23 protein-coding genes are annotated in these 24487 nt (G+C 69.1%); 10 read left to right on the top strand and 13 right to left on the bottom strand.

All coding sequences use genetic code 11. The features are described 5' to 3' along the window. The 4 genes from AC3WL8_RS31990 to AC3WL8_RS31975 all read left to right on the top strand — a co-directional run. The coding region (locus AC3WL8_RS31990; RefSeq protein WP_492379644.1) for an acetate--CoA ligase family protein at positions 1–737 on the top strand (737 nt) is incomplete at its 5' end. Next, on the top strand, positions 734–1747 hold the full coding sequence (locus tag AC3WL8_RS31985; RefSeq protein ID WP_492379643.1) for a tripartite tricarboxylate transporter substrate binding protein: 1014 nt from the start codon (positions 734–736) through the stop codon (positions 1745–1747). The genes AC3WL8_RS31990 and AC3WL8_RS31985, both read left to right, overlap by 4 nt. A 14-nt stretch (positions 1748–1761) precedes the next feature. Then, positions 1762–2658, top strand: a complete 897-nt coding sequence (locus AC3WL8_RS31980; RefSeq protein WP_013957593.1) for an SDR family oxidoreductase — start codon at positions 1762–1764, stop codon at positions 2656–2658. After that, complete coding sequence (locus AC3WL8_RS31975; protein WP_492379642.1) at positions 2655–3806, top strand: acyl-CoA dehydrogenase family protein; 1152 nt, start codon at positions 2655–2657, stop codon at positions 3804–3806. Before AC3WL8_RS31980 ends, AC3WL8_RS31975 begins: the two co-directional genes overlap by 4 nt. A 47-nt stretch (positions 3807–3853) precedes the next feature. Here AC3WL8_RS31975 and AC3WL8_RS31970 read toward each other — a convergent pair whose 3' ends face one another. From AC3WL8_RS31970 to AC3WL8_RS31945, 6 genes are read right to left on the bottom strand one after another with little or no spacing between them, the layout of a single operon-like run. After that, positions 3854–4864: a tripartite tricarboxylate transporter substrate binding protein gene (locus tag AC3WL8_RS31970; RefSeq protein WP_013957595.1), complete on the bottom strand. Its 1011-nt coding sequence runs from the start codon at positions 4862–4864 to the stop codon at positions 3854–3856. 53 nt (positions 4865–4917) lie between these two features. Next, positions 4918–6723, bottom strand: coding sequence for an acyclic terpene utilization AtuA family protein (locus AC3WL8_RS31965; RefSeq protein WP_013957596.1), 1806 nt, complete (start codon positions 6721–6723; stop codon positions 4918–4920). Beyond that, positions 6720–8723 carry an acetyl/propionyl/methylcrotonyl-CoA carboxylase subunit alpha gene (locus tag AC3WL8_RS31960; protein ID WP_492379641.1) on the bottom strand — a complete coding sequence of 668 codons (2004 nt, stop codon included), beginning with the start codon at positions 8721–8723 and terminating at the stop codon, positions 6720–6722. Before AC3WL8_RS31960 ends, AC3WL8_RS31965 begins: the two co-directional genes overlap by 4 nt. A gap of 41 nt (positions 8724–8764) precedes the next feature. Further along, on the bottom strand, positions 8765–9610 hold the full coding sequence (locus tag AC3WL8_RS31955; RefSeq protein WP_492379640.1) for an enoyl-CoA hydratase/isomerase family protein: 846 nt from the start codon (positions 9608–9610) through the stop codon (positions 8765–8767). Between the two features lie 34 nt (positions 9611–9644). Further along, the gene (locus tag AC3WL8_RS31950; RefSeq protein WP_211980059.1) at positions 9645–10805 is read right to left on the bottom strand and encodes an acyl-CoA dehydrogenase family protein; all 1161 of its coding nucleotides are present in this window, start codon (positions 10803–10805) and stop codon (positions 9645–9647) included. A 53-nt stretch (positions 10806–10858) separates the two neighbouring features. Further along, positions 10859–12478 (bottom strand): acyl-CoA carboxylase subunit beta, encoded by a 1620-nt coding sequence (locus tag AC3WL8_RS31945; protein WP_492379639.1) that lies wholly within the window; start codon positions 12476–12478, stop codon positions 10859–10861. Between the two features lie 160 nt (positions 12479–12638). Here AC3WL8_RS31945 and AC3WL8_RS31940 point away from each other — a divergent pair, with 160 nt between their 5' ends. Next, entirely contained in the window at positions 12639–13385 is a 747-nt protein-coding gene (locus AC3WL8_RS31940) for an IclR family transcriptional regulator (RefSeq protein WP_211980060.1), read from the top strand. Between the two features lie 35 nt (positions 13386–13420). On the opposite strand, the gene msrA is transcribed toward AC3WL8_RS31940, so the two are convergent. The 5 genes from msrA to AC3WL8_RS31915 form a co-directional block, all read right to left on the bottom strand. After that, the gene (msrA, locus tag AC3WL8_RS31935) at positions 13421–13963 is read right to left on the bottom strand and encodes a peptide-methionine (S)-S-oxide reductase MsrA (RefSeq protein ID WP_013957602.1); all 543 of its coding nucleotides are present in this window, start codon (positions 13961–13963) and stop codon (positions 13421–13423) included. Positions 13964–14041: 78 nt separating this feature from the next. Then, positions 14042–15577, bottom strand: coding sequence for a class I adenylate-forming enzyme family protein (locus AC3WL8_RS31930; protein WP_492379638.1), 1536 nt, complete (start codon positions 15575–15577; stop codon positions 14042–14044). Continuing rightward, on the bottom strand, positions 15574–16827 hold the full coding sequence (locus tag AC3WL8_RS31925; RefSeq protein WP_211980062.1) for an acyl-CoA dehydrogenase family protein: 1254 nt from the start codon (positions 16825–16827) through the stop codon (positions 15574–15576). The genes AC3WL8_RS31930 and AC3WL8_RS31925 overlap by 4 nt, the downstream gene beginning before the upstream one ends. A gap of 88 nt (positions 16828–16915) precedes the next feature. Then, complete coding sequence (locus AC3WL8_RS31920; protein WP_013957605.1) at positions 16916–17737, bottom strand: alpha/beta fold hydrolase; 822 nt, start codon at positions 17735–17737, stop codon at positions 16916–16918. Next, on the bottom strand, positions 17734–18804 hold the full coding sequence (locus AC3WL8_RS31915; RefSeq protein ID WP_492379637.1) for a 2,5-dihydroxypyridine 5,6-dioxygenase NicX family protein: 1071 nt from the start codon (positions 18802–18804) through the stop codon (positions 17734–17736). The genes AC3WL8_RS31920 and AC3WL8_RS31915 overlap by 4 nt, the downstream gene beginning before the upstream one ends. 159 nt (positions 18805–18963) lie before the next feature. Here AC3WL8_RS31915 and AC3WL8_RS31910 point away from each other — a divergent pair, with 159 nt between their 5' ends. Together AC3WL8_RS31910 and AC3WL8_RS31905 are read left to right on the top strand one after the other, a co-directional pair. Next, entirely contained in the window at positions 18964–19521 is a 558-nt protein-coding gene (locus AC3WL8_RS31910) for a flavin reductase family protein (protein ID WP_013957607.1), read from the top strand. A 16-nt stretch (positions 19522–19537) separates the two neighbouring features. Next, the gene (locus AC3WL8_RS31905) at positions 19538–19993 is read left to right on the top strand and encodes a MarR family winged helix-turn-helix transcriptional regulator (RefSeq protein WP_211980063.1); all 456 of its coding nucleotides are present in this window, start codon (positions 19538–19540) and stop codon (positions 19991–19993) included. Between the two features lie 6 nt (positions 19994–19999). Here AC3WL8_RS31905 and AC3WL8_RS31900 read toward each other — a convergent pair whose 3' ends face one another. After that, positions 20000–20485, bottom strand: a complete 486-nt coding sequence (locus AC3WL8_RS31900; protein ID WP_013957609.1) for an Lrp/AsnC family transcriptional regulator — start codon at positions 20483–20485, stop codon at positions 20000–20002. A gap of 158 nt (positions 20486–20643) precedes the next feature. Here AC3WL8_RS31900 and kynB point away from each other — a divergent pair, with 158 nt between their 5' ends. Genes kynB through kynA form a run of 3 tightly spaced genes read left to right on the top strand, consistent with a single transcriptional unit; the run spans position 20644 to position 23487 of the window. Then, entirely contained in the window at positions 20644–21294 is a 651-nt protein-coding gene (kynB, locus tag AC3WL8_RS31895; RefSeq protein ID WP_013957610.1) for an arylformamidase, read from the top strand. Positions 21295–21329: 35 nt separating this feature from the next. Next, positions 21330–22586 carry a kynureninase gene (gene kynU / locus AC3WL8_RS31890; RefSeq protein WP_153953692.1) on the top strand — a complete coding sequence of 419 codons (1257 nt, stop codon included), beginning with the start codon at positions 21330–21332 and terminating at the stop codon, positions 22584–22586. 13 nt (positions 22587–22599) lie between these two features. Then, a complete protein-coding gene (gene kynA / locus AC3WL8_RS31885; protein WP_013957612.1) occupies positions 22600–23487 on the top strand; it encodes a tryptophan 2,3-dioxygenase in 888 nt (295 codons plus the stop codon). Between the two features lie 25 nt (positions 23488–23512). Here kynA and AC3WL8_RS31880 read toward each other — a convergent pair whose 3' ends face one another. Then, entirely contained in the window at positions 23513–24322 is an 810-nt protein-coding gene (locus AC3WL8_RS31880; RefSeq protein WP_013957613.1) for an IclR family transcriptional regulator, read from the bottom strand. Positions 24323–24487: the final 165 nt, after the last annotated feature.

Genomic DNA, 24487 nt, shown 5'->3' with positions numbered 1-24487 from the left:
GGATGGCGCTGCGCGCGCGGGCCGGCGGCGACGCGGCCGCCCGTGCGCCCGCCGCCGCCATGGACGAGCACCAGGCCAAGCAGTGGCTGGCGGGCTTCGGCGTGCCGGTCGGCGCGGAGGCGGCCGCGGCCACGCCCGAGGACGCCGCGCGCGCCGCCGAAGCCATCGGCTTCCCGGTCGCAGTGAAAGTGCTGAGCCCGGACATTGTGCACAAGACCGAGGTTGGCGGCGTCCGGCTGGGACTGGCCAACGCGCGGCAGGTGCGCGAGGCGGCGGCCGAGGTGGCTGCCGCCGCCGCGCAAGCCCTGCCGCAGGCACGACAGCGCGGCGTGCTGGTGCAGCAAATGGCAAGCGGCGTGTGCGAGCTGATCGTCGGCGTGACGCGCGACCCGGTCTTCGGCCTGGCCATGACGGTAGGCATGGGCGGGATCTTCACCGAGATCTTCCACGACGTCGCGCACCGACTGCTGCCGGTGGACCGCGCCATGGCGCGCGACATGCTGGCCAGCCTGCGCGGCTACCGGCTGATGACAGGCTTCCGCGGCAAGCCCGCGGCCGACCTCGACGCGGCGGCCGACGCGATTGCCGCGCTCTCCGACGCCGCCATGTCGCTGGGCGACAGCCTCGCCGAAATGGAAGTGAATCCCATGCTGGTGCGCGCTGCCGGGCGCGGTGCCGTCGCCCTCGACGCGCTGGTCCTGATGCAGCCTCAGAACCCCGAGGGAGGTGCGCAATGACGCGGGATATCACCAGACCCGGGATCGTGGACGGCCGGCGCCGCGAAACGCTCACGCTGCTGGCAATGGGCGCCCTGGCCCCGCTCGGCGCCCTGGCATCGCGCAAGGCAGTGGCGCACAGTTTTCCCACCCAGCCGGTCACGCTGATCGTCCCCTTCGCGGCGGGCGGCGCCACCGATACGCTGGTGCGCACGCTGGCCGATGGCGCGGCCAGGACGCTGGGCCAGCCTGTCGTCGTGGAAAACCGCCCGGGCGCGGCGGGCGTACTGGGCGCCAATGTCGTGGCGCGGGCCAGGCCGGATGGCTACACCCTGACCGTGATCCCTGAACCGGTGTTCCGGCTGCCTCACCTGCAGAAGACGCAGTTCGACCCGCTGCGGGACTTCACCTATGTGATCCACCTGACCGGCTACACGCTGGGGGTGGCGGCGCGCGCCGACGCGCCATGGAAATCCTGGCAGGACATGGTCGAGGATGCCCGGCGCCGTCCTGGCAAGATCAGCTATGGCAGTACCGGCACCAACGGCACCATGCATGTGACGATGGAAGAGATCAGCGGGAAGCTCGGCATCGAGCTCAACCATGTGCCCTACAAGGGCGAGTCCGAGATCATCACCGCAATGCTCGGCGGCCATATCGACCTGGCGGTCACCGCCGGCGGCATCGGTCCCTACGTCGATAGCGGCAAGGCGCGCTGGCTGGTGCTGTGGACCGCCGAGCACTCGCGGCGCTGGGCCCGCGTGCCAACGCTGCGCGATGTCGGCATCGACATGGTGTCAACTTCGCCGTTCGGCATCGCCGGGCCGCGCAACATGGACCCGCAGTCCGTGCAGGTGCTGCACGATGCGTTCCGCAAGGCCTTGAACGACCCCGCCATGCAGAAGGTGCTGGAGCGGTTCGACCAGGAGAGCGCCTACCTGAACAGCGCCGACTACGCCGCCTTCGCGCGCCAGCGCTACGAGAGCCAGGGCAGGCTGGTGAAGCGCCTCGGCCTGACGGCCAATCCATGACCGCGGAGACTGCAATGTCCTATCGTTCCGTATTCCATCGCGGCCTGTTCGCCGGCCGCACGGTGCTGGTAACCGGCGCCGGCAGCGGCATCGGCCGTTGCACGGCACACGAACTGGCCAGTCTTGGCGCGCGCCTTGCGCTGGCCGGCCGCAAGCTCGAGAAGCTTGAGCAGGTGAAGGCCGAGATCATCGCCGTCGAGCCGGAAGCCGCCAGCCGCATCACGCTGCACAGCTGCGACATCCGCGACGAGGCCCAGGTGCGCGAGACCGTAGCCGCCGTGCTGGCCGCGCACGGCGCCATCAACGGCCTCTTCAACAACGCCGGCGGGCAGTTTCCGTCGCCGCTGCGCGATATCAGCCTGAAGGGCTGGGAAGCCGTGGTGCGCAACAACCTTACTGGCGGCTTCCTGGTGGCACGTGAATGCTTCACGCAATGGATGGAAGCCAACGGCGGCGCCATCGTCAACATCATTGCCGATATGTGGAATGGCATGCCGGGCATGGGCCATTCGGGCGCCGCGCGCGCCGGCATGTTGTCTTTCACCGAGACCGCCGCCTGCGAATGGGCCGCTGCAGGAGTGCGCGTGAACGCGGTGGCGCCCGGCTGGATCGCTTCCAGCGGCTTTGACACCTACCCGCCGGAATTCCAGGCCAAGATCCGCCAGCTGGCGCGCAAGGTGCCGCTGCAGCGCCTGGGCACCGAAGCCGAAGTCTCAGCGGCCGTGGTGTTCCTGCTCTCGCCGGCGGCGGCCTTCATCACCGGCTCGACCATCCGTGTCGACGGCGGCGTGCCCAACGCCAAGCACACCTGGCCGCAGCCCGAGCACCAGCGCTCGGAGCCTTTCAACGGCTTCCCGCTCTACACGCTGCCGCAGTGCCTGACGCCAGCCACCGAATCAGAGACACCATGACCCTGCAACCGCCAAATCCACGCTACTACAGCGCCGACCACGAAGCCTTCCGCGCCAGCGTGCGGCGCTTCTTCGAGAAAGAGGTGGCGCCCAACGCCGAGGCCTGGGACGAAGCCGGCAGCTTCCCGCGCGAGCTGTACCGGAAGGCCGCCGCAGCCGGCCTGCTGCAGCCGGGCTTTCCGGAAGCATACGGTGGCGCCCCATGCGATGCCTTCTATCGCATGATCCTGTTCGAAGAGCGCGCCTGGGGCGGCTCGGGCGGCATCGCCTCGGGGCTGTTCTCGCACACCATCGGTGCACCACCGATCGCCGCGGTGGGCAGCGAGGCGCTGAAGGCGCGCGTGCTGCCGCAGATCCTTGCCGGCGAAAAGATTTCCGCGCTCGCCATCACCGAGCCCGACGCCGGCTCCGACGTGGCGCAGCTGTCCACCAGCGCGCGGCGCGAGGGCGACCACTACGTGGTCAACGGCACCAAGCTCTACATCACCTCAGGCATGCGCGCGGACTACTTCACCGTGGCCGTGCGCACCGGCGGCCCGGGTTCCAGCGGCGTGTCGCTGCTGCTGATCGAGGGCGATACGCCGGGCCTGACGCGCACGCCGCTGAAGAAGATGGGCTGGTGGGCATCCGACACCGCGCAGCTGTTCTTCGACGGGTGCCGCGTGCCGGTGGAAAACCTGATCGGCGAGGAAGGCAAGGGCTTTGCCGCCATCACGAAGAATTTCAACCACGAGCGGCTGGCGCTGGCCGCGGCCGCCTGCGGCTATGCGCAAGTCTGCTTCTATGACGCACTGACGTGGGCGCGCGAACGGCGCACCTTCGGCAAGCGGCTGGCCGACCATCAGGTAGTGCGCCACCAGCTGGTGGACATGGCCACGCGCATCGAATCCACGCGCGCCCTGCTGGACGACCTGGCCGCGCGCCTGGACGACGGCGCCGCGCCGGTGGCGCAGATCGCGATGGCCAAGAACATGGCCACGCGCACGTTCCAGTTCTGCGCGGACCGCGCGGTGCAGTTGCTGGGCGGGATGGGCTATATGCGCGGCAGCCGGGTGGAGCGCCTGTATCGCGAGGTCAAGGTGATGATGATCGGCGGCGGCGCCGAGGAAATCATGAAGGACCTGGCGGCGAAGCAACTGAGCCTGTAGCAAGCCGCGGACGGTGCCGACAGGTGCCGTCCGCAGCCGCCTTCCTCTTACTCCAGCCGCAGTCCGCTCTTCTTCACCACTTCACCCCATCGCACCGCTTCGGCCTTGATGAACGCCTGGAACTGCTCCGGCTTGCCGCCGACCGGATCAATCCCATAGTCGATCAGCCTTGCCCGTACGTCGGGCTGCTGCAGGACCGCTTCCATTTCCCGGGCCAGCTTTGCCTGCACCGCCGGCGGCGTCATCGCCGGTGCGATCAGGCCGATCCAGCTGCCTGCCGTGACGCCCGGATAACCGGCCTCGGCCATGGTCGGCACCTCCGGCGCGGCCGGCCAGCGCGTCGGGCTGGAGATCGCCAGCGCGCGCACCTTGCCTGCCTTCACCTGCGGCATCATGGTCTGCACCGAATCGAAGATGATGGCAACCTGCCCCGAGAACAAATCAGGCAGCGCCGGCGAAATGCCCTTGTAAGGCACGTGCGTCATCTGCATGCCGACCGACTGCGCGAACAGCTCGCCCGCCAAGTGCGCGCCGGAGCCATTGCCGCTGGAGGCAAAGGTCATCTTCGCGGGATTGGCCTTGCCCCAGCCCACCAGCTCTTTCACCGTGGTCGGCGGCAGCTGCGCGCTGGAGACCAGCAGCAGCGGAATCCGCCCGATCATGCTGACGCCGGTGAGGTCCTTGAGCGGGTCATAGCTCATCTTCGGATACAGGCTGGGATTGATGGCGTGCCCGGCCACCACCACCAGCAGCGAATAGCCGTCCGGCGCGGACCTGGCGACGTTCTCCGAGCCGATCATGCCGTTGGCGCCGGGGCGGTTCTCCACCACCACCGGCTGGCCGATGCGTTGCGCCAGCTTCTGCATCACCAGCCGCGTCACGGCGTCTGACACACCACCAGGCGTGTATGGCACGACCACGCGGATCGGGCGGTTGGGATAGGCGTCGCCCTGCGCCATGGCGGGCAAGGGGCCGGCGAGGCTGCCTGCGGCCAGTCCTGCGAACAGGCCCAGGCATAGCTGGCGCCGGATGCGCGCGTCGGGCTTGGGTCGGGTCATGTCTCCTCCTGGTTGCGCGCGCCAGTGCCGGCGCGCAAGGTCTCTGGCCGGGTCTATGCCCAGCTGCGGGGTACGGAAAGCGGAAAGTCCAGCAGCATCTGCGCGTAGCTCTTGCCCAGCGGGTCCGAGCGCAGGCTCGCCACGCCGCCACCGCCCAACGCGCCGTGCATCAGGAAGTTCAGCGCGTGCAGGCCTGGCACGTCGAAGCGCTCGACCTCGCCCTGCACCAGGTGGGCAAAGTACGCGCGCACGGCTTGCGGAGTGAGCTGCTCGCGCAGCAGTGCCAGGTACTCTGGCTTGCGGGCGATCACGCCGATGTTTTCGTCATCGCCCTTGTCGCCGCTGCGCGCATAGGCAAGCGTGACCAGTGGCCGCTCGACGCGCGGCTCGCGGGGGAGCGCAGGCGATGCCGGCGCGTCGAGCGCGACCGGCGGCTCCTGCGCCGCGCTCTCTGCGGCGTTGGGCAGCAGGATCTCGCCAGCCTCGAACTCCACGCGCATCGGCACGTCCGACTTGGGCACCAGGAAGGAAAACACCTTCACCACCGGCTGGATGTCCACCCGACCCGAGAAGGAAGAGCGCGTGCCCGCCGCCATGGACGTCCCCGCGGAAGAGCATTCGCGCTGCAGGAGGCTCAGCCCCCTGGCGAGCGGATGGCGCGCGCCGATGCGCAGTACCACTTCCCGTGTCGGCAACGCGCGCGCATGCGGGCCATACTGCGATTCGCAGCCGAGCAGCTCGATCACGGTCTCGGTGTAGTCCGGCATCTGGCGTTCAGCCAGCATGGCGCGGGTGCGCGCCAGCAGCGCCTCGGCGGTGCGGCGCGCCTTTGCGGGAGCATCGATGCCGCGGATCGCCATCATCAGGCTGATCTGGTAGCCGTCCTGCCAGGTGGCATTGCCCTTGTAGTGCGTGCCGGGTGCCCGGCCACGCGCGCCATGCACGCGTACGCGCCCGGGCTCGACCAGTTCCGTGCGCACCATGCGGAAGTCGCAGGTCACGTCCGGCATCAGGTAGTTGGCGGGATCACCGACCTCGTACAGCACCTGCTCCGCGACCGCGGCCGGATCGATCAGCCCGCCGGTGTCCGCGGGCTTGCTCAGCACGAAGCTGCCGTCGTGCGCGCAGTCGATCACGGGGTAGCCCATGCGCTCCCAGCCCGGCACGCGCTGCCAGTCGGTAAACAGCCCGCCCGTGGCCTGGGCGCCGCACTCGATCACGTGGCCCGCCAGCGTGCCGGCGGCCAGGCGGTCCCAGTCGGTCCAGTTCCAGCCGAACTCGTGGGCCAGCGCGCCCACCACGACGGCGCTGTCGACGCAGCGCCCGGCAATGACGATATCCGCGCCCAGCGCCAGCGCGCGGGCAATGCCTTGCGCGCCGGTGTAGGCGTTGGCCGACCAGGGCTCGGTGGTTGGCACCGGATTGCCGGCAAGGTCAGCCAGCCCCTCGGCGCACCACTGCGCGAAGCGCGGCTGCACGTCGTCGCCGCTGACCACCGCGATGCGCGGCGACAGCCCCTGCTGCGCCGCCACCTTGAGCAGTGCGTCCCGGCAGCCGTGCGGATTGAGGCCGCCCGCATTGGCAACGACACGGATCCCCCGCCGCAGGATTTCACCGAGGTTCGGTCCCATCGCCGCGTGCACGAAGTCGGTGGCGTAGCCCTGCGCCGGATCCTTGGCACGGGCGCGTGCCAGGATCGACATGGTGGTCTCGGCCAGGTAGTCATAGACCAGATATTGCAGGCCGGGCACCGCCAGCAGTTGCGGCGTGGCGATGGCGGAATCGCCCCAGAACCCGGAAGCGCCACCGATGCGCACAGTCTTGCCGGCGCGCGCTTCGCCTTGCACGGATTCGCTCATGCTTCTTCCTTTGCGGCCACATCGGCCTCCACCCGCACCAGCAACGAACCGGCACTGGCCTGCCCACCGGCGCGCGCGGGCACCTCCGCCACCACGCCGGCAAACGGCGCCAAAATGGTGTGCTCCATCTTCATGGCCTCCAGCACCACCAGCGCCTGGCCCGCTTCCACGTGGTCGCCCTCGGCCACATTGACCGCGACGATGCGGGCCGTCAGCGGCGCCTGCAGCACGCCGTCGGCGTCGCCCGCATCGCGGCGGCGGCGCGGATCGTGCAGCGGGAACTGCCAGGCGCGGCCGGACTGGAACAGGTGCAGCGCGTGCTTTTCGGCGGCGAACACCAGCGGATAGGCCACGCCGTCGCATTCGACCAGGGCCGTGCCGTTGGCGGCATCGGCACGCAGCACGCGCAGCCTGCATTCCACCGGCGGGTGGTCTTCACCGCGCTGGCGCAGGCTCACGCGCCAGCCGTCGGCGGACACGCGCAGGAACGCTTCCCAGGCCTTGCCGGCCGCATTCAGCACCACGCTGGAAGCCGCACGCGCAAGCGTGGCCGGCTTGCCGTTGCCGCCCAGCAGCCCCGATGCGGCCAGCGCGGCGCTTGCCGTCACATGCACCGGAGGCACCGGGGCCTGCAGCGCCGCCTGCATATGGGTGTCGACAAAGCCCGTATGCACGTCATTGCCGGCGAACGCCGGGTGCGCCAGGCACGCGGCCAGGAACCCCTGGTTGGTGGGCACGCCCAGCAGCGTGCAGTCCTGCACCGCTCGCAGCAGCTTGCGGCGCGCCTCTTCGCGGTCGGCGCCATGCGCGACCAGCTTGGCGACCATCGAGTCATAGTGGGTGGGGATGGCACCGCCCTCTTCCAGCGCATGGTCCACACGTACATCGCGACCAGCGGCGGGCGGGCGCCAGCGCAGCAGCGGCCCGCCCTGCGGCAGGAAGCCGGCCGGCACGTCCTCGGCGGTGAGTCGCACTTCGATGGCATGCCCGTTGAGCCGGACCTGGTCCTGCGTGACCGGCAGCGGCTCGCCCGCCGCCACGCGCAGTTGCCATTCGACCAGGTCGAAGCCGGTGATGGCCTCGGTCACGGCGTGTTCGACCTGCAGCCGGGTGTTCATCTCCATGAAGTAGAAGCTGCCCTCGGCATCGAGCAGGAACTCTATGGTGCCGGCGCCGACGTAGCCGATGGCCTTGGCCGCGCGCACGGCGGCCTCGCCCATGCGCGCACGCAGCACCGGGCCGACCGCGGGCGACGGCGCTTCCTCGATGACCTTCTGGTGGCGGCGCTGCACGGAGCAGTCGCGCTCGCCGAGATGGATGACATTGCCGTGGGTATCGGCAAAGACCTGGATCTCCACGTGGCGCGGCGCGATCACGGCGCGCTCCAGGATCAGTTCGTCTGAGCCGAACGCTGCCGCCGCCTCGGAGCGTGCGCTCGACAGCGCCGCGGGCAGCGCCGCCGCGTCGCGCACCAGCCGCATGCCGCGCCCGCCGCCGCCCGCCGCAGCCTTGACCATCAGGGGGAAGCCGATGGACCCGGCCTCGGCCAGCAGCGTGGCGTCATCCGGCGCGGCCCCCTGATAGCCGGGCACGCAGGGCATGTCGGCAGCCAGCATCAGCCGCTTGGCTTCGGCCTTGTTGCCCATGGCGCGGATCGCCGCGGCGGGCGGGCCGACGAAGACCAGGCCGGCGGCGGTGACCGCCTCGGCAAAGGCGGCGTTCTCGGCCAGGAAGCCATAGCCGGGGTGCACGGCATCGGCACCGCTGGCGCGGACTGCTTCGACGATGGCGGCAATGTTCAGGTACGACTCGCGCGGCGCGGCGGCGCCGATGCACACGGCGCGGTCGGCGCAGGCAAGGTGCGGGCTGTGGCGGTCCGCTTCGGAATACACGGCGACGGTAACCAGCCCGAGGCGGCGGGCGGTGCGCATGATGCGCACCGCGATCTCGCCGCGATTGGCAACGAGCAGCGTATGGAAGGATCGGCGGGTAGCAGACATGGGAAATCCTGTGAATCTCGTGGAAGATGCGGCTGGCGCGGTCAGCCGGTCGACTGCGCGGCGCGCACCGTGTCGGCATCGAAGCGAACGGTCCAGGCGGCATCGCGCTTGTCGCGGAATGCCGCCACGCCTTCGGCGCCCTCGCGCCGCATGCATTGCGCAAACTGGCGCGAGGCCTCGTCCAGCAGCGGGCCTGGCGGCTCGTGGCCGCAGCGGCCGACCAGTGCCTTGAACACGCGGTTGGCATTCGGGCCGCAACGGCCGATGCGCGTCAGCCACTCGGCTATCAGGGCGTCCAGCTCCGCGCTGTCGGCCGCGAGCTGGTCGACCAGGCCGATGGCTACCGCTGCATCGCCGCTGACGCGCTCGCCGGTCAGGCCCAGGCGGCGCGTGGCGGCAGCGCCCAGCTTTTGCACCACAAAGGGAGCGATCTGCGCGGCGACAATGCCCAGCGTGGTCTCCGACAACGCAAAGCGCGCATCGCTCGTAGCCAGCACGATGTCGGCCGCGCAGGCCAGGCCCATGCCGCCGCCCATGGCCGCGCCCTCAACCGCGGCGATCACCGGCACCGGCAGCACGCTCAGGCGCTCCATGAAGTAGCCGAACTGGCGGTTGCGCGTGGCGACCGGGTCTTCCTGGCTGGCGTCGGCATCAAGCCGGGACTGGAAGCTGCCCACGTTGCCGCCTGCGCTGAAGCTGCCGCCGGAGCCGCGCAGCACCAGCGCGCGGACTTCCGGGTCGGCTTCGGCCTGCGCCACGGCGGCGGCCAGCGCGGCCACCACTTCGGGCGCCAATGCGTTGCGGGTGGCAGGAATGTTGAGGGTGGCAAACAGTACGCCGCCGGCGCGGCGCACGGTCACGGCATCGTTGCATGAGCTGTCAGGCATGGCGATCCTGGCTGGTGGTTGGTTCAGGAACGCGTCAGCCGCGCGACATCAGGCCCATCTGCTTGGCAATGACCTGGAGCATGACCTCGTCCGCCCCGCCGCCGATCGAGCCCAGCCGGAAATCGCGATAGGCGCGCGACGCATGGTTGTCCCACGTGTAGCCCATGCCGCCCTGGAACTGCATGCACCAGTCGGCCACCTCGCGCGACAGGCGCCCGGCCTTGAGCTTTGCCATTGAGGCCAGTTCAATGACCTCGCCCCCATTGATATAGGTCTGCGTGGCCATGTAGACCAGCGCGCGCAGCGCCTCCATCTCGGTCTTGAGCTCGGCCAGCTTGAACTGGATGAACTGGTTGTCCAGCAGCGGCTTGCCGAAGGCGATGCGCTGGCGCAGATAGTCGGCGGTTTCCTCGATCAGCGCGTTGCAGGCCAGCCGGCGCGCCGCGCCGTTCAGCCGCTCTTCCTGGAACTGCTTCATCTGGTAGATGAAGCCCATGCCCTCGTCGCCGATGCGGTTGCGCACCGGGACGCGCACTTCGTCGAAGAAGATCTGCGCGGTGTCGGAGCACCACATGCCGAACTTCCTGATCTTCTGCACTTCCACGCCGCGCACGCGCTTGCCGTCTTCCCTGAGCGGCACCACGATCAGCGACTTGTTCTTGTGGACCGGGCCGTCAGAGGTATTGCACAGCAGGCAGATCCAGTCGGCCTGGGTGCCGTTGGTGATCCACATCTTGGAGCCGGAGATGACATAGTCGTCGCCATCGCGCACCGCACGGGTCTTGAGCGAGGCCACGTCGGAACCGGCGCCGGCTTCGGACACGCCGATGGAGCACACCATGTCGCCGGCGATGGCAGGGGCCAGGTAGTTGCGCTTGAGCTCGTCCGAGCCGAACGCGGTCAGCGCCGGCGTCGCCATGTCGGTCTGCACCCCCACGCCCATGCCCACGCCCTGTGCGTGGGCATAGCCCAGCGCCTCGGCGGCGGCAACGGCATAGGAGAAGTCGAGCCCCATGCCGCCGTATTCGACCGGCTTGGTGATGCCGAGGAAGCCGAGGTCGCCCATCTTCTTGAACAGTGCATGCGCCGGGAAAATCTCGGCGGCTTCCCACTCATCGACGAAGGGATCAATCTCCGCCGAGACGAAGCGGCGGATGCTGTCCATGATGTTGCGGTGGTCTTCCGTGTAAAGCATGGTGGTCTCCTGGTGTCTTGTTGGTTCGGGACGTGTCGAGATGGCGGCGGCGCTCAAAAGCGCCCGACACCAAACTGGATCGCATGCGGTTTGCGCAGGCTGGCCTCGCGCGCGGTGGCCAGCACGAAGGCCAGCACGGCGCGCGTGTCGCGCGGGTCGATGACGCCGTCGTCCAGCAGCAGCCCGCTGGTGACGAAGGCGCTGGCCTGGCGCTCGAAGTTGGCAACGATATCGGCGGTCTGGCTGGCAAGCTGCGCCTCATCTACCGGCACGCCCTTGCGCGCGGCCTGCTGGCGCGCCACGATCTCAAGCGTCATGGCGGCCTGCTCGCCGCCCATCACGGCGGTGCGCGCGTTCGGCCACGAGAAGCAGAAGCGCGGCCGGAAGCCCCGTCCGCACATGCCGAAGTTGCCCGCCCCGAACGAGGCCCCGCAGTACAGTGTGATCTGCGGCACCGTCGAGTTCGACAGCGCCTGGATCATCTTGGCGCCATGCTTGATCATGCCGGCCTCTTCCGAGGCACGGCCGACGATAAAGCCGGTGGTGTTCTGCAGGAACACGATCGGCGTGTCCGACTGGTTGCATAGCTGGATGAACTGCGCGGCCTTGGTGGCGCCGGCCGGGTCGATAGGACCGTTGTTGGTGATGAAGCCGACCGTATTGCCTTCGATGCGGGCGTGGCCGCACACCGTGCCGGGACCATAGTCGGGCTTGAACGGCAGCCAGGCGGAGTCGTCGACAATGCGCGCGATCACTTCGCGCATGTCCACCGGGCGCTTCATGTCGAGCGTCATCACGCCGTCCAGCTCCGACGGATCGAGCCGCGGAGGGCGGGCGAGCTGCGCGGGCTCCGTCGCCACGGTCGGCCAGTCCAGGCTGGCGACGATGTCGCGTGCGGTGGCAATAGCGTGCTCGTCGTCCTCGGCCAGGTATTCGGCCAGGCCGCTGACCGTGGCATGCAGGTCGGCGCCGCCCAGCTCCTCATCCGTGGCGATTTCGCCGGTGGCGGCCTTCAGCAGCGGCGGCCCCGCCAGGAAGGCGCGCGCGCGATTGCGCACCATCACCACGTAGTCGGACAGCCCCGGCATGTAGGCGCCGCCCGCCGTGGACGAGCCATGCACGACCGTGATCACCGGCAGCCCGGCCGCGGACAGGCGAGCCAGGTTGTAAAACAGCGCGCCGCCGCGGACGAACTTGTCCACGCGGTACTTGCGCAGGTTGGCGCCGGCCGATTCCACCAGGTGAATGAATGGCAGCCGGTTTTCCAGCGCGATCTCCTGGCAGCGCATCAGCTTCATGTTGCCGGCCTCGGTCATGGCACCGGCGTCGATGCCGGAATCCGTGGCCAGCACCATGCAGCGCACGCCGCAGACGAAACCGATGCCGGCCACCAGCGAACCGCCGGGGATGGAGGTCTCGGGGTCGGGATCGTCCATGCCGAAGCCGGCCAGCGTGGCCATCGGCAAGAACGGCGCGCCTGCGTCCAGCAGGCGGCCGATGCGCTCGCGCGGCAGCAGCGCCCCGCGTCTGGCAAAGGTGGGCCGGGCGCGCTCCGAGGCGGCCACGGCACGCTGTTCGAGGCCATGGAGGCGGTCGATCAGGGCCTGCATGCCGGCGCGCCGGCTGGCAAAGGCGTCGGAAGATGAGTCGATGCGTGAGTCGATGGGAATCATGGCGGCTTGCGTGAGGTTCCGTGATGCATGGATTGCAAACCACCACGCTGCCCGGGACAACCGCAATCGCTCAGGTTGTGCATAATGTGCACAAGCCAGAAACCCGGGACGCGGGGCGCGGCATCCGCCACCCCCAAAGCGCCCCCCGACGCACCTTCCCATGCCCACCAAGACCCCCTCGCCCGGCGGCGTGCAGAGCCTGTCCCGAGCCTTCGCCCTGCTCCGGCTGCTCGCCGAGCATCACGAGGCGGGACTGACCCTGCCCGAGCTCGCCGCGATAGCGGAGATCGACCGTACCACCGCGCACCGGATGGCGCGCTTCCTGGAATCCGCGGGGTATGTCGAGCGCGAGTCGGGGGGCAAGCGTTATCACCTGGGCACTGCCGCCATGGCGCTGGGCCTGCGCGCGATGAACCGGCCGCCGCCCAACAGCGCGCTGGTGAGCAAGATGAAGGCGCTGGCCCGGCTCACGGGCGACGCGGTGTTCCTGACCGTGCGCATCGGCGACCATGGGCACTGCCTGCATACCGAGGAAGGCAGCCACCGGATCAAGACCTTCCACTTGCTGACCGGCACTTCCCGCCTGCTGGGCCAGGGCACCGGCAGCATGGCGTTGCTGGCGAAGATGGACAACGAGGCGGTGCGTGCGCATTACGAGCGGCACCGCGCCGAGTACGCAGCCGGGGGCCTGAGCCTGCTCAGGCTGTTGCGCGGTGTAGAGCGCGCCCGCAAGCTGGGCTATGCGCTTGCCGGCGCGGAGGGGGTGGCAGGCGTGGGCATTGCACTGCCCCTGGAAATGGGCGCCGAGGCGGCCATCAGCATCATGTCTACCGCGTCGCGGATGCCGGCGGCGCGGCGGCATGAGATGGGAGCGATTGTCGGCGCGATGTTTGCGCAGGGAAATTAGGGCCGGTTTCTGGCGCCGACCCAGGCGTCCAGTCCCTACTTCCTCAACTTCCCCTCAAACTGCTTTCGAAACTTGGCCAGTTTCGGCGAGATCACCAAGGCACAGTACCCCTGGCTCGGATTGTCCTGATAGTAGTTCTGGTGACTTGCCTCGGCGCGCCAGTACGGCTGCTCCGGCTCGACCTGCGTAACGATCGGCGCATCAAAAACCTTGGCCGCGGCCAACTCCCGCATTACGTATTCCGCCGTGGCCCGCTGCGCCTCCGAATTCGTAAAGATCGCCGACCGGTACTGCGGCCCCACATCGTTACCCTGCCGGTCCGGCGTGGTCGGGTCGTGGATGGCGAAGAAGATCTCCAGGATCTGCCGAAAATTGATCACCGACGGATTGAAGGTGACACGCACCACCTCGACGTGCCCGGTATCCCCCTCGCAGACCTGCTGGTAAGTCGGGTGATCCACATGCCCGCCGGTATAACCGGACTCCACCGCCACCACGCCATCGACCTGCTGGAAAACCGCTTCCAGGCACCAGAAGCACCCGCCGCCCAGCGTGGCCGTTTCAAGTCCATGTTCCATTTGCGCCGCCCCCTTGCGTTGTCGTCTGTGGTGTCACGGCCTCAAGCATAAGCGCAGATTGGCGCCCTTGCAGCAGATTCAGCCAGGCTGGCGCTGCGCCTCCAGCATCGCGCGCAGTTGCGGCTTGAGCACCTTGCCCAGCGCGCTGCGCGGCAGGTCGTCCAGCAGCACCACCTCGCGCGGCAGCTTGAAGCGGGCAATGCGCGTAGCCAGCAGTTCGCGCAGCGGCTCCGCCCCCAGCGCGTCGCGCGGCGCGCCCGGCGCGGGCACGATCACCGCCACCGGCACCTCGCCCCAGCGCGCGTCGGCCACGCCGACGACCGCGCACTCCTGCACCCCGGGCAGGCCGACCAGCACGTTCTCGATCTCGGCGGGATAGATGTTCTCGCCGCCCGAGATGATCATGTCCTTGCTGCGGCCGACGACTTCGAGGCAGCCGCCGGCATCGCGGTGCGCGAGGTCGCCGGAATGGAACCAGCCGTCGGCCAGGCCGTTATCAGGCTGGTTCCAGTAGCCCGCCATCACGTTGGCGCCGCGCACCCAGAGTTCACCGACTGCGCCCTGCGCCACCTCGGCACCGTCCGGGCCGGCCAGCCGGACTTGCGCCTCCGGCTGCGGCCAGCCGGCATAGCCAGGCCGGGCCAGCGCATCCTGCAGCTTCAGCACCACCGACACCGGACCGGTCTCGGTCGCGCCATAGACCTGCCCCAGCGGCACGCCACGCGCATGGAAGGCCGCGATATACGACAGCGGGATGGTCGACGAACCTGCCATCACGCCGCGCAGCGCCGACAGGTCGGCCCCGGGCCAGCCGGGATGCTCCAGCACCGCGCGCAACGTGGCCGGCACCATCAGCGACAGGCTCGGCCGCGCCTGCGCGACCGCGCCAAGCCAGGCATCCGGCGCAAAGCGGTCGTGCAGCGTGACTTGCGCCCCGGCCAGCAGCGCCGGCAGCGTCTGGATGCACAGCCCGCCGACGTGGAACATCGGCAGCACCGACAGCACGTGATCGTCCGCGGTCATGCCATGCGCCCACCAGCTGGCGCGCGCATTGGCCAGCAGCCCGGCCTGCGTATGCACCGCGCCCTTGGGCTTGCCGGTGGTGCCGGAGGTGTAGGCGAGCAGCAGCGGCGCCTCGTCCGGCACCGGCGGGTGGGGCACGCCGAACGGCGCGGGATGGTCGACCAGCCGGTCGAGATGCGCGACCTGGCAGCCGCCGCCAGCCTCCTGCGCCAGCCCTGCATGGCGCTCGTCATGGAACAGCGCGGCCAGCTGCGCGTGGGCGGCGATGGTACGCAGCTCCGCCGGCGCCAGCCGGTAGTTCAGCGGCACGAACATCGCCCCGACACGCGCGCAGGCGAACAGCAGCACCAGCTGCAGTTCGTGGTTCAGGCACAGCGTGCCGACGCGCTCGCCCGCGCGGATGCCCCACGTCGCTGCCAGGTGGGCGCTGGCACGCTCGACGCGCCGCCACAGCTTGCCGTAGGTGAAGGTGCGGCCCAGGTAGTGCAACGCCGGCCGCCCCGGCGCCGCGGCGGCATGGCCATGCAGCATGGCCGGCAGCGCGCCCAGCCCGGCGGCGCCCGCACGCATGGCGCGACGGGCGGCGCTCATTCGTCGCGCTCGCCGGATTCGTACAGGGTCTCGCGCCCCATGCGGTCCAGGATCAGCTCGGCGGTCCAGGGCAGCATCAGCGCGCCGCAGCGCGAGTCGCGGTAGAGCCGCTCCAGCGGCAGGTCCTTGAGCATCGACTGCCCGCCGCAGGTGCGGATCGCCAGCCGGGCGATGTCGTTGGCGCCTTCCATCACGGTGTAGTGCGCGGCGTACAGGCGCAGGCGCTCGTCCTTGGTCGGATTGGGCTTCGCCTCATGGATCACGCGCCAGAAGAGCGATCGCATGGTTTCCAGCTGGATGCGCATCTGCGCCACCGCGATCTGCTTGGTCGGGTACATGCGGCGCTTGACCGGCGGCTGGCCCGGCACCTCGCCGCGCAGGTACTGCACGGTAAAGTCGTAGGCGGCCTGGGCCACGCCCAGGTAGGTCGGCGACAGCGTGAAGAACATCGCCGGCCAGGTCTGCGCCGCGCGGTAGTAGACGCCGCGCGGCATCAGCTGCTCGTGGTCGGGCACGAACACGTCCTTGAGCAGCAGCGTGCGCGACACCGTGCCGCGCATGCCCATCGGGTCCCACTCGCCGGTCACGGTCAGCCCTTCCGCCTTGCCGGGCACGGCAATGTAGAGCGTGTCGCGCATGTCGGGATGCTGGTCGCCGCGGTCCTCGGTGCACAGGATGCCGTAGTAGTCGGCCGCGCCCGACAGCGAGGCGAAGATCTTGCGCCCGTTCAGTACCCAGCCGCCATCGACCTTGCGCGCGGTGGTGCCGAACGGCGCCTTGCCCGCGGCGGCGGCGGAGCCTTCGGAGAACGGCTGCGCATAGACGGCGCCGTCGCGCACCACGCGTGCGAAATGCAGCTCGCGCCGGGCTTCGTGCTCGGCGCGCTGGTCAGGTGTCATGTCGATGCCGTCGGACAGCACGCCGGTCCACATGGTCGAGCAGATATGCATGTTGTACGTCAGCGCCGTGGCCCCGCAGAAGCGGCCGATCTCGGCGCCCACCATGCAGTAGGTGGCAAAGTCCGCGCCCTCGCCGCCGAACGCCCGCGGCACGCACAGCGCCAGCAGGCCGGCCTCGCGCAGGTCGGCATAGTTGGCGAAGGGGAAGCTGGCCTCGCGGTCCCAGGTGGCTGCGCGCGCCGCGAAGCGTTCGCGGCCCAGGCGGTTGGCCAGCGCCAGCAGGTGCGCTTGTTGCGGGGTGAAGTCCGCCGTACCGATGGCGGGGATGAAGTCGAGCTGGCCGGTTGGCATGTCGCGGTCTCCTGTTTTCCTGCTCGCACCGGATGCGGTCGCGGCGCGGCGGTGGTTCTTGTGTTGCGTTGCCGGAAAGCGGCGTGGTTCAGTGCACGGGGAAGCGCCGGTGCAGGAAATCCAGCACCGCCTCGTTGAACAGCGCGGGGCGCTCCATGCAGGCCAGGTGGCCGACATCCGGCAGGCAGCGGTACTCGGCGCCCGGAATGCGCTGGGCCATGCGCTCCATCACCTCGGGCGCGGCATTGGTGTCGTGCTGCCCGGCCAGCGCCAGCACCGGCACCGCGATGCGCGGCAGCGCGTCGCGCTGGTTGAAGCGCACCAGCGCGCCCAGTGCCGCGCGGTAGGTGGGCGCCGGCACCGCCGCCATCACCGCCGTGGCAAAGGCCACGGCTTGTGGCTCGGCATCGGGCGCGACCATGGTGCGCACCAGCCCGGCGGCCATCTCGGCCATGGTCCTGCCGGCGTCCAGCGGCGCGGTGCGCGCGGCGACGAAGTCGCGCTGCCAGGGCCCGTCACCCTTGCCAAAGGCGGGCGAGGTGCCGGACAGCACCATGCCGTCGATCAGCGCGGGCGCGGCCGCGCAGGCCTGCTGCGCCACCATGCCGCCCATGCTGTGGCCCAGCAGCACCACGCGCCGGCCGGCGTCGCGCTCGGCCTGCAGCAGCGGCGCCAGCGCTTGCGCCAGCCCGTCGAAGTCATAGGGATCGATCAGGGCGCTGTCGCCGTAGCCGGGCATGTCCCAGGCCACGGCACGGTAGCCGGCCTGCGCCAGCGCCTCGCCCTGCGCGGGCCAGGCGGCCTTGCCGCCGCCGATGCCGTGCAGCATCACCACCGCCACCGGGCCATCGCCCCAGGCCAGCGTGGCGATGCCGTTGGCGTGGCGTTGCATCGTCGCGCTCGCGCTCATGCCGCCACCTCCACCAGCGTGCCTGCTTCCACCTCATTGCGGCCATCCAGCGATACCGTGCAGTTGCGCAGCGGCAGGTCGAAATGGCCCAGCGTATGCCGCCCGGCCACCTCGTTGGCGCCGGTCGAGAACAGGAAGTTGCCGGCAAACGCGCGCAGCTCGGTGCCGTTGCAGTCGCGCTTGTCGTAGAAGGTCATCGCGTCCCAGCGCGCCAGCCGGTTCAGGCCCCAGCCCACGTGCGAGACCGCGTACGCATCGCGCGTGCCCTCGCGGTCGGTCCAGGCCTGGTAGTAGCCGCGCATCATGTCGGCATCCACGCCCTGCCCCTCGACGCCGGCGATGTAATCGTCCTCGATATGGCAGACCACGGTATCGCGCAGGTAGGTCTTGAAGGTCAGGTTGACGTCGCCCGGCGCCAGCACCAGCGTGCCGTTGACCTGGCGGCTGGCCGGGAACGCCAGGCAAAGCCCGCCGGGCCAATGCGAGACCTGGCCGGGCTTGCTGCAGAAGCCCCAGACCCCGCCCACGCGGGCGTCGGCCAGGCCGATGCGCAACTCGGTGCCGGCCGGCGAATGCACGCGCATCTCGCGCGCGCCGCGCAGGCGCTTCATGGCGGCGCGCACGGTGCCTTCCAGCGCCGGGTCGGGCTGGCAGCGCTCCAGGATCTCGGGGTGTTCGTTGCTGACCATCAGCATACGCGGCACGATGCCGTCGGCGCCGCGCAGGATCAGCGGCAGTTCCTGCGCGTGCAGCAGGCCTTCCACCGTGCAGTCCAGCACCAGGTGGCAGCGCGACAAGGCCGCCACCACCGGCGCGAGGCTCTGCAAGGCATCGCTGGCGCCGGTCGAGCGCACCGGCGCGGGCGCACTAAGTGCCGGTGTCGGCACCTGGATGCGCACCGGGGTGGCGCCCAGCGACTGCACGGCCAGTTCGGCCAAGGCCACGTTGACAGGGCGGGATTGCGACTCCGTTACAATTCCAACGACTTCCGCACCCTGCAGGGCACAGAGTTCCAGCGTGCGCCGGAACGCCGCCAGCCAGCGGTGTTCGATCTGCTCGATGAGCATGACGTTAGTCTCCTGCTTGTTGTATCGGCGGCAGTGCCCGCCTTGTTGTGTGCGCCAGCCCAGCGCCGCGGCCGCAAATAAGCGCACGGCCGGGCTTGAACTTGCTGCCCCTGGCGCAAATAATATATATGAAATTTCATGAACTCCAGCGGAGCCCCCATGGGCATGCCTGAGGCCCAGCCACAGATCGCCAGCGCCGCCGCACCAGATTTCGATGCGCAGCACTTCCGCCGCACCCTGTCGCAGTTCGCGACCGGGGTGACGGTGATCACTACGCGCGCCAGCGCCGAGTCTGTCGCCGCCGGCGCGCCGCCGTTCATCGGCATCACCGCTAGTTCGTTCAACTCGGTGTCGCTGGATCCGCCGCTGGTGCTGTGGAGCATGGCCACGCGCGCCAACAGCCTGCCGATGTTCCGCGACGGCACGCACTACATCATCAACGTGCTGTCGGCCTCGCAGCTGGAGCTGTGCCAGCGCTTTGCCACCCTCAAAGGCGACCGATTCGCCGGCGTCGACTACCGGCTCTCGGCCACCGGCCTGCCGATCCTGTCCAATGCGCTGGCCTGGTTCGAATGCCACAACCGCAGCCGCTACGACGAGGGCGACCACATCATCTTCGTGGGTGAAGTCGAGCGCTGCGGCGTGCTCGATGGCAGCGACGGCCCGCTGGTATTCCAGGGCGGCCAGTTCACCACCACCGCCCCCCTCGACCTCTGAACGGCACCGAGCCATCATGGCGGACCTGCCCGCGCAATCCCCCCTGCCCTTTGTCGATGGCTACCTGGCCTACCTGCTGGCCCGCGCCAGCCACCTGATCTCGGGCGAATTCCACCGCGAAGTGGAAGCCAGCGGCCTGTCCGTGCAGGAATGGCGCGTGCTGGCCACGCTGGCCGACCGCCCCGACTGCACCATCGGCACGCTCGCCGAAATCACGCTGACCAAGCAGCCGACGCTGACCAAGCTGGTCGACCGCATGGCCGCCGACGGGCTGGTGACGCGCCGCGCCGGCCAGACCGACCGCCGCCAGGCGCTGATCTCGATCACCCCGCGCGGCCTCGCGCAGGCCCAGCCGCTGTTGGCGCGCGCCGCCCAGCACGAGCGCGCAGTGCTGGACGACTTTGGCCCGCGCCAGGGCGCGCTGCTCAAGGAAACCCTGCGGCAGCTGATTGCGCTGCATACGCAACGTTAGGCTAGGCTAGGCCCCCTCCGCGCCCGCCTTCAGGATCGCCAGCGGCGAACTGTCCACCTTGATCCGCTGCAGCACGATATTCGAGCGGATATCCATCACGCCCTTGGTGCGGTACAGCCGGTTCACGATGAAGTCCGAGTAGTGCTTCAGGTTGCGCGCCTGCACCCGCAGGATGTAATTGCTGTCGCCGGTGATGATGTACGCCGACAGCACTTCCGGCCACGACTGCACCGCGGCGATAAAGGTGTCGTGCCAGCCTTCCACGTCATGGCGCATCGACACTTGCACGATCGCCTCAAGCTCAAGCCCGAGCTGCTCGGCGTCGAACCAGGCGCGGTAGCCGCCGATCACCCCTGACTCTTCCAGCAGGCGCACCCGCCGCAGGCATGCCGAAGGCGACAGCGCCACGCGGTCAGCCAGGTCCTGGTTGCTGATGCGGCCGTTCTCCTGCAGGCAGGTCAGGATGCGCAGATCGGTGGGATCGAGGTTCATTCGAATTTCCTTCGACAAATCATCAATTCTTCGCATTTTATGCGAAAGAAGACCGTATCGACAGTCCATTTAGCAAGCCTCTTGCCGCCAATTTTGACTATGATTTCCGACATCGAGGCAGACAACGACGGCGCCTTGCAAAGGCGCCGCGCACCCTTATGACCGCCCCCAATCAAGACCCACGCCGGCTGTGGGACATCAGCCCGCCGCTCTCCCCCGCCACCCCGGTCTGGCCCGGCGACACGCCGTTCCAGCAGCAGCCGGCCTGGCAGATGGACGAGCACTGCCCGGTGAATGTCGGCCGCATCACGCTGTCGCCGCACACCGGCGCGCACGCCGACGCACCGCTGCACTACGCCGCCGACGGCGCGCCGATCGGCGCCGTGCCGCTCACGCCCTACCTCGGCACCTGCCGCGTGATCCATTGCATCGGCGCCTCGCCAGTGGTGGAGCCGCGCCATATCGAACACGCGCTGGCCGGCCTGCCGCCGCGCGTGCTGCTGCGTACCTACCGGCGGGCGCCGCTGGCGCAGTGGGACCCGCACTTCTGCGCGGTCGCGGCCGAGACCATCGCGCTGCTGGCCGCGCACGGCGTGCAACTGGTGGGCATCGACACACCGTCGCTGGACCCGCAGGAATCCAAGACCATGGACGCGCACAACGCCGTGCGCCGTCACGGGCTGGCCATCCTGGAAGGCATCGTGCTGGACGAGGTCGATGCCGGCGACTATGAACTGATCGCGCTGCCGCTGCGCTTTGCCGGGCTCGATGCCAGCCCGGTGCGCGCGGTGCTGCGCAGCCTCGACTGAACCACTCCCGAACAACCCCTGGCCAATCCCACGACATGACGACATTTGACCGCGAGCACTGTATTCGGCTCGATGAGCGAGACCCGCTGCGCCCGCTGCGCGACCAGTTCGCGCTGCCCGAGGGCGTGATTTACCTCGACGGCAACTCACTGGGCGCCCGCCCGCGCGCCGCCGCCGCGCGCGCCGCCCAGGTGGTGGCCGAAGAATGGGGCGAGGGCCTGATCCGCAGCTGGAACACCGCCGGCTGGTTCGAGCTGCCGCAGCGGCTGGGTAACAAGCTGGCCCCGCTGGTCGGCGCGGGCCAGGATGAAGTGGTGGTGACCGACACCACCTCGATCAACCTGTTCAAGGTGCTGGCCGCGGCGCTGCGCGTGCAGCAGACGCGCGACCCGGCGCGCAAGGTGATCGTGTCGGAGGCCAGCAACTTCCCCACCGACCTGTACATCGCGCAGGGCCTGGCCGACCTGCTGCAGCAGGGCTATTCGCTGCGCCTGGTCAATTCGCCGGCCGAGATCGACGCCGCCGTGGGCGCCGATACCGCCGTGCTGATGCTCACCCACGTCAACTACAAGACCGGCGAGATGCTGGACATGGCCGCGCTGACCGAGCTGGCCCATGCCCGCGGCGCGCTCACGGTGTGGGACCTGTGCCACTCCGCCGGCGCCGTGCCGGTCAACCTGAAGGCGGCCGGGGCCGACTACGCCATCGGCTGCACCTACAAATACCTGAACGGCGGCCCGGGCTCGCCCGCCTTCGTCTGGGTCGCGCCGGCGCTGCGCGATGCCTTCTGGCAGCCGCTGTCGGGCTGGTGGGGCCACGCCGCGCCGTTCGCGATGGAGCCGCAGTACCGCCCGGTCGACGGCGTGCGCCGCTTCCTGTGCGGCACGCAGCCGGTGACTTCGCTGGCGATGGTGGAATGCGGCCTGGACATCTTCGCCCAGACCACTATGCAGGTGCTGCGCGCCAAGTCACTGCTGCTGACCGACTTGTTCATTGAACTGGTGGAAGCCCGTTGCGGCCACCACCCACTGACGCTGGTCACGCCGCGCGAGCACGCGCGCCGCGGCAGCCAGGTCAGCCTGGAGCACCCGGACGGCTATGCGCTGGTGCAGGCCCTGATCGAGCGCGGCGTGATCGGCGACTACCGCGAGCCGCGCATCGCCCGCTTTGGCTTCACGCCGCTGTACACCAGCTTCACCGAGGTGTGGGATGCTGTGGAAATCCTGCGCGATGTGCTGGACAGCGGCGCCTATCGCGACGCGCGGTTCCAGACGCGCGGCCAGGTGACCTGATCGGGAGCGCATCATGAGTGAATTCAAGGGATGCCCTTTTTCCGGCGCGGCCGGCACCGCAGGCCAGGCTGCGCCGCAAGGTGACAACTGGCACGGCGCGCAGATGGATTTCGCCAAGGACATGAGCTATGGCGACTATCTCGGCCTGGACCAGATCCTGAACGCGCAGCACCCGCTGTCGCCGGACCACAACGAGATGTTGTTTATCGTGCAGCACCAGACCACCGAGCTGTGGATGAAGCTGATGCTGCACGAGCTGCGCGCCGCGCGCGAATCGGTCAAGACCGACAGCCTGCCGCCGGCGTTCAAGATGCTGACGCGGGTGTCGCGCATCATGGACCAGCTGGTGCAGGCGTGGAACGTGCTGGCGACGATGACGCCGCCGGAATACTCGGCGATGCGGCCCTACCTGGGCATGTCGTCAGGCTTCCAGTCGTATCAGTACCGCGAGATCGAGTTCATCCTCGGCAACAAGAACGCTGCCATGCTGAAGCCGCACGCGCACCGGCCGGAGCATTTGGCGCTGGTGGAAACCGCGCTGAAGACGCCGTCGCTGTATGACGAGGCGATCCGGTTGATGGCCAGGCGTGGTTTTGCGATCGATGCGGACTGCGTCGAACGGGACTGGACGCAGCCCACCGCGTATAACGCGTCGGTCGAGGCCGCCTGGCTGGAGGTCTATCGCAATCCCGGTGCGCACTGGGAACTGTATGAACTGGGCGAGAAGTTTGTCGACCTGGAAGATGCGTTCCGGCAATGGCGCTTCCGGCATGTGACCACGGTTGAGCGGGTGATTGGCTTCAAGCGTGGTACCGGCGGCACGGAAGGCGTCAGCTATCTGCGCAAGATGCTGGATGTAGTGTTGTTTCCGGAATTGTGGAAGTTGCGCACGGACCTGTAACACCTGCGCACGTCGGACCTGGCCGTCAGCCCGCCGGGTCCGACAGCCTTGCCGCCAGCGCCCGCAACGCCGGCGCCAGCGTCTGGTGGAACACCGCCTCATCCACCGCCCCATAGGAAGCACTGCAGCTCAGCATGTGCAACTCCTTCTCCCCCACCGGCCGGAACGCCACCGCACAGGCATGGATGGCCGGATGCCAGTCGCGGAACGACGCCGCATAGCCGCGCTGCTGCGCCTCGGCCAAGGCCGCGCGCGTGGCCGTCTCCTGCTGCTTCCACTGCTCCGGGAACGCCTGGCTGAACTCAGCCATGACCCGCTCGCGCCGCGCCGCCGGCAGCGCGGCCAGGTACGCGCGCCCCATCGAACTCGACACCAGCGACAGCCGCGAGCCCACGCCCAGCCCCAGCATCACGCCCGCATCGTTGCGGATCGATTCCAGGTAGATCACTTCCATGCGCTCGCGCTTGCCCAGCGAGACCGAGACCCCGTATGACTGGGCGAACGCCAGCATATGCGGCCGCGCCAGCGACACCACGTCTGACGCTGACAGGTAGGCATAGCCCAGCGCCAGCACGCCGGCATCCAGCGCGTACTTGCCCAGGCTCTCGTCATAGCGCAGGTAACCCAACTGCACCAGCGTGCCGGCCAGCCGGCTCACCGTGGCCTTGGGGAAGCCGGTGCGGCGCACGAAGTCCTGGTTGCCGAGCATTGCCTCACCGGTGCGGAAGCACCGCATCAGTTCCAGCCCGCGCGCCAGGGCGGTGACGAAGTTGGGATCGCTGTCGCGCACCGGCGCGGGCGGCGTGGCATCGGGAGAAAGTGACGGACTGGTCAAGGGCGGCTCCTCTCAGGTCGGCGGTTGTCCGCTCATCGCACAAAGGCATGGGTGTCGGGGGTTTTGCCTGTTGCACGGCAAACCCATTGCGATATACTAATTCAACGGAACACAGTTCCGCAATGCGGAACCACAAAAACCCTCCGCGAAGATCACCGAACCCGT

The organism is Cupriavidus sp. FW305-F7, assembly GCF_058782875.1.
The sequence above is the reverse complement of the archived record's forward strand: the minus strand, read 5'-3'. Positions and strand labels throughout refer to the sequence as shown.

Coding starts and splice junctions, on each gene's coding strand:
- AC3WL8_RS31940 (WP_211980060.1), top strand. CDS start 12,639: ATGCCCACCAAGACCCCCTCGCCCGGCGGCGTGCAGAGCCTGTCCCGA.
- AC3WL8_RS31960 (WP_492379641.1), bottom strand. CDS start 8,723: ATGTCTGCTACCCGCCGATCCTTCCATACGCTGCTCGTTGCCAATCGC.
- msrA (WP_013957602.1), bottom strand. CDS start 13,963: ATGGAACATGGACTTGAAACGGCCACGCTGGGCGGCGGGTGCTTCTGG.
- AC3WL8_RS31980 (WP_013957593.1), top strand. CDS start 1,762: ATGTCCTATCGTTCCGTATTCCATCGCGGCCTGTTCGCCGGCCGCACG.
- AC3WL8_RS31905 (WP_211980063.1), top strand. CDS start 19,538: ATGGCGGACCTGCCCGCGCAATCCCCCCTGCCCTTTGTCGATGGCTAC.
- AC3WL8_RS31955 (WP_492379640.1), bottom strand. CDS start 9,610: ATGCCTGACAGCTCATGCAACGATGCCGTGACCGTGCGCCGCGCCGGC.
- AC3WL8_RS31900 (WP_013957609.1), bottom strand. CDS start 20,485: ATGAACCTCGATCCCACCGATCTGCGCATCCTGACCTGCCTGCAGGAG.
- AC3WL8_RS31920 (WP_013957605.1), bottom strand. CDS start 17,737: ATGAGCGCGAGCGCGACGATGCAACGCCACGCCAACGGCATCGCCACG.
- AC3WL8_RS31945 (WP_492379639.1), bottom strand. CDS start 12,478: ATGATTCCCATCGACTCACGCATCGACTCATCTTCCGACGCCTTTGCC.
- kynA (WP_013957612.1), top strand. CDS start 22,600: ATGAGTGAATTCAAGGGATGCCCTTTTTCCGGCGCGGCCGGCACCGCA.
- AC3WL8_RS31915 (WP_492379637.1), bottom strand. CDS start 18,804: ATGCTCATCGAGCAGATCGAACACCGCTGGCTGGCGGCGTTCCGGCGC.
- AC3WL8_RS31970 (WP_013957595.1), bottom strand. CDS start 4,864: ATGACCCGACCCAAGCCCGACGCGCGCATCCGGCGCCAGCTATGCCTG.
- kynB (WP_013957610.1), top strand. CDS start 20,644: ATGACCGCCCCCAATCAAGACCCACGCCGGCTGTGGGACATCAGCCCG.
- kynU (WP_153953692.1), top strand. CDS start 21,330: ATGACGACATTTGACCGCGAGCACTGTATTCGGCTCGATGAGCGAGAC.
- AC3WL8_RS31985 (WP_492379643.1), top strand. CDS start 734: ATGACGCGGGATATCACCAGACCCGGGATCGTGGACGGCCGGCGCCGC.
- AC3WL8_RS31925 (WP_211980062.1), bottom strand. CDS start 16,827: ATGCCAACCGGCCAGCTCGACTTCATCCCCGCCATCGGTACGGCGGAC.
- AC3WL8_RS31975 (WP_492379642.1), top strand. CDS start 2,655: ATGACCCTGCAACCGCCAAATCCACGCTACTACAGCGCCGACCACGAA.
- AC3WL8_RS31950 (WP_211980059.1), bottom strand. CDS start 10,805: ATGCTTTACACGGAAGACCACCGCAACATCATGGACAGCATCCGCCGC.
- AC3WL8_RS31910 (WP_013957607.1), top strand. CDS start 18,964: ATGGGCATGCCTGAGGCCCAGCCACAGATCGCCAGCGCCGCCGCACCA.
- AC3WL8_RS31965 (WP_013957596.1), bottom strand. CDS start 6,723: ATGAGCGAATCCGTGCAAGGCGAAGCGCGCGCCGGCAAGACTGTGCGC.
- AC3WL8_RS31930 (WP_492379638.1), bottom strand. CDS start 15,577: ATGAGCGCCGCCCGTCGCGCCATGCGTGCGGGCGCCGCCGGGCTGGGC.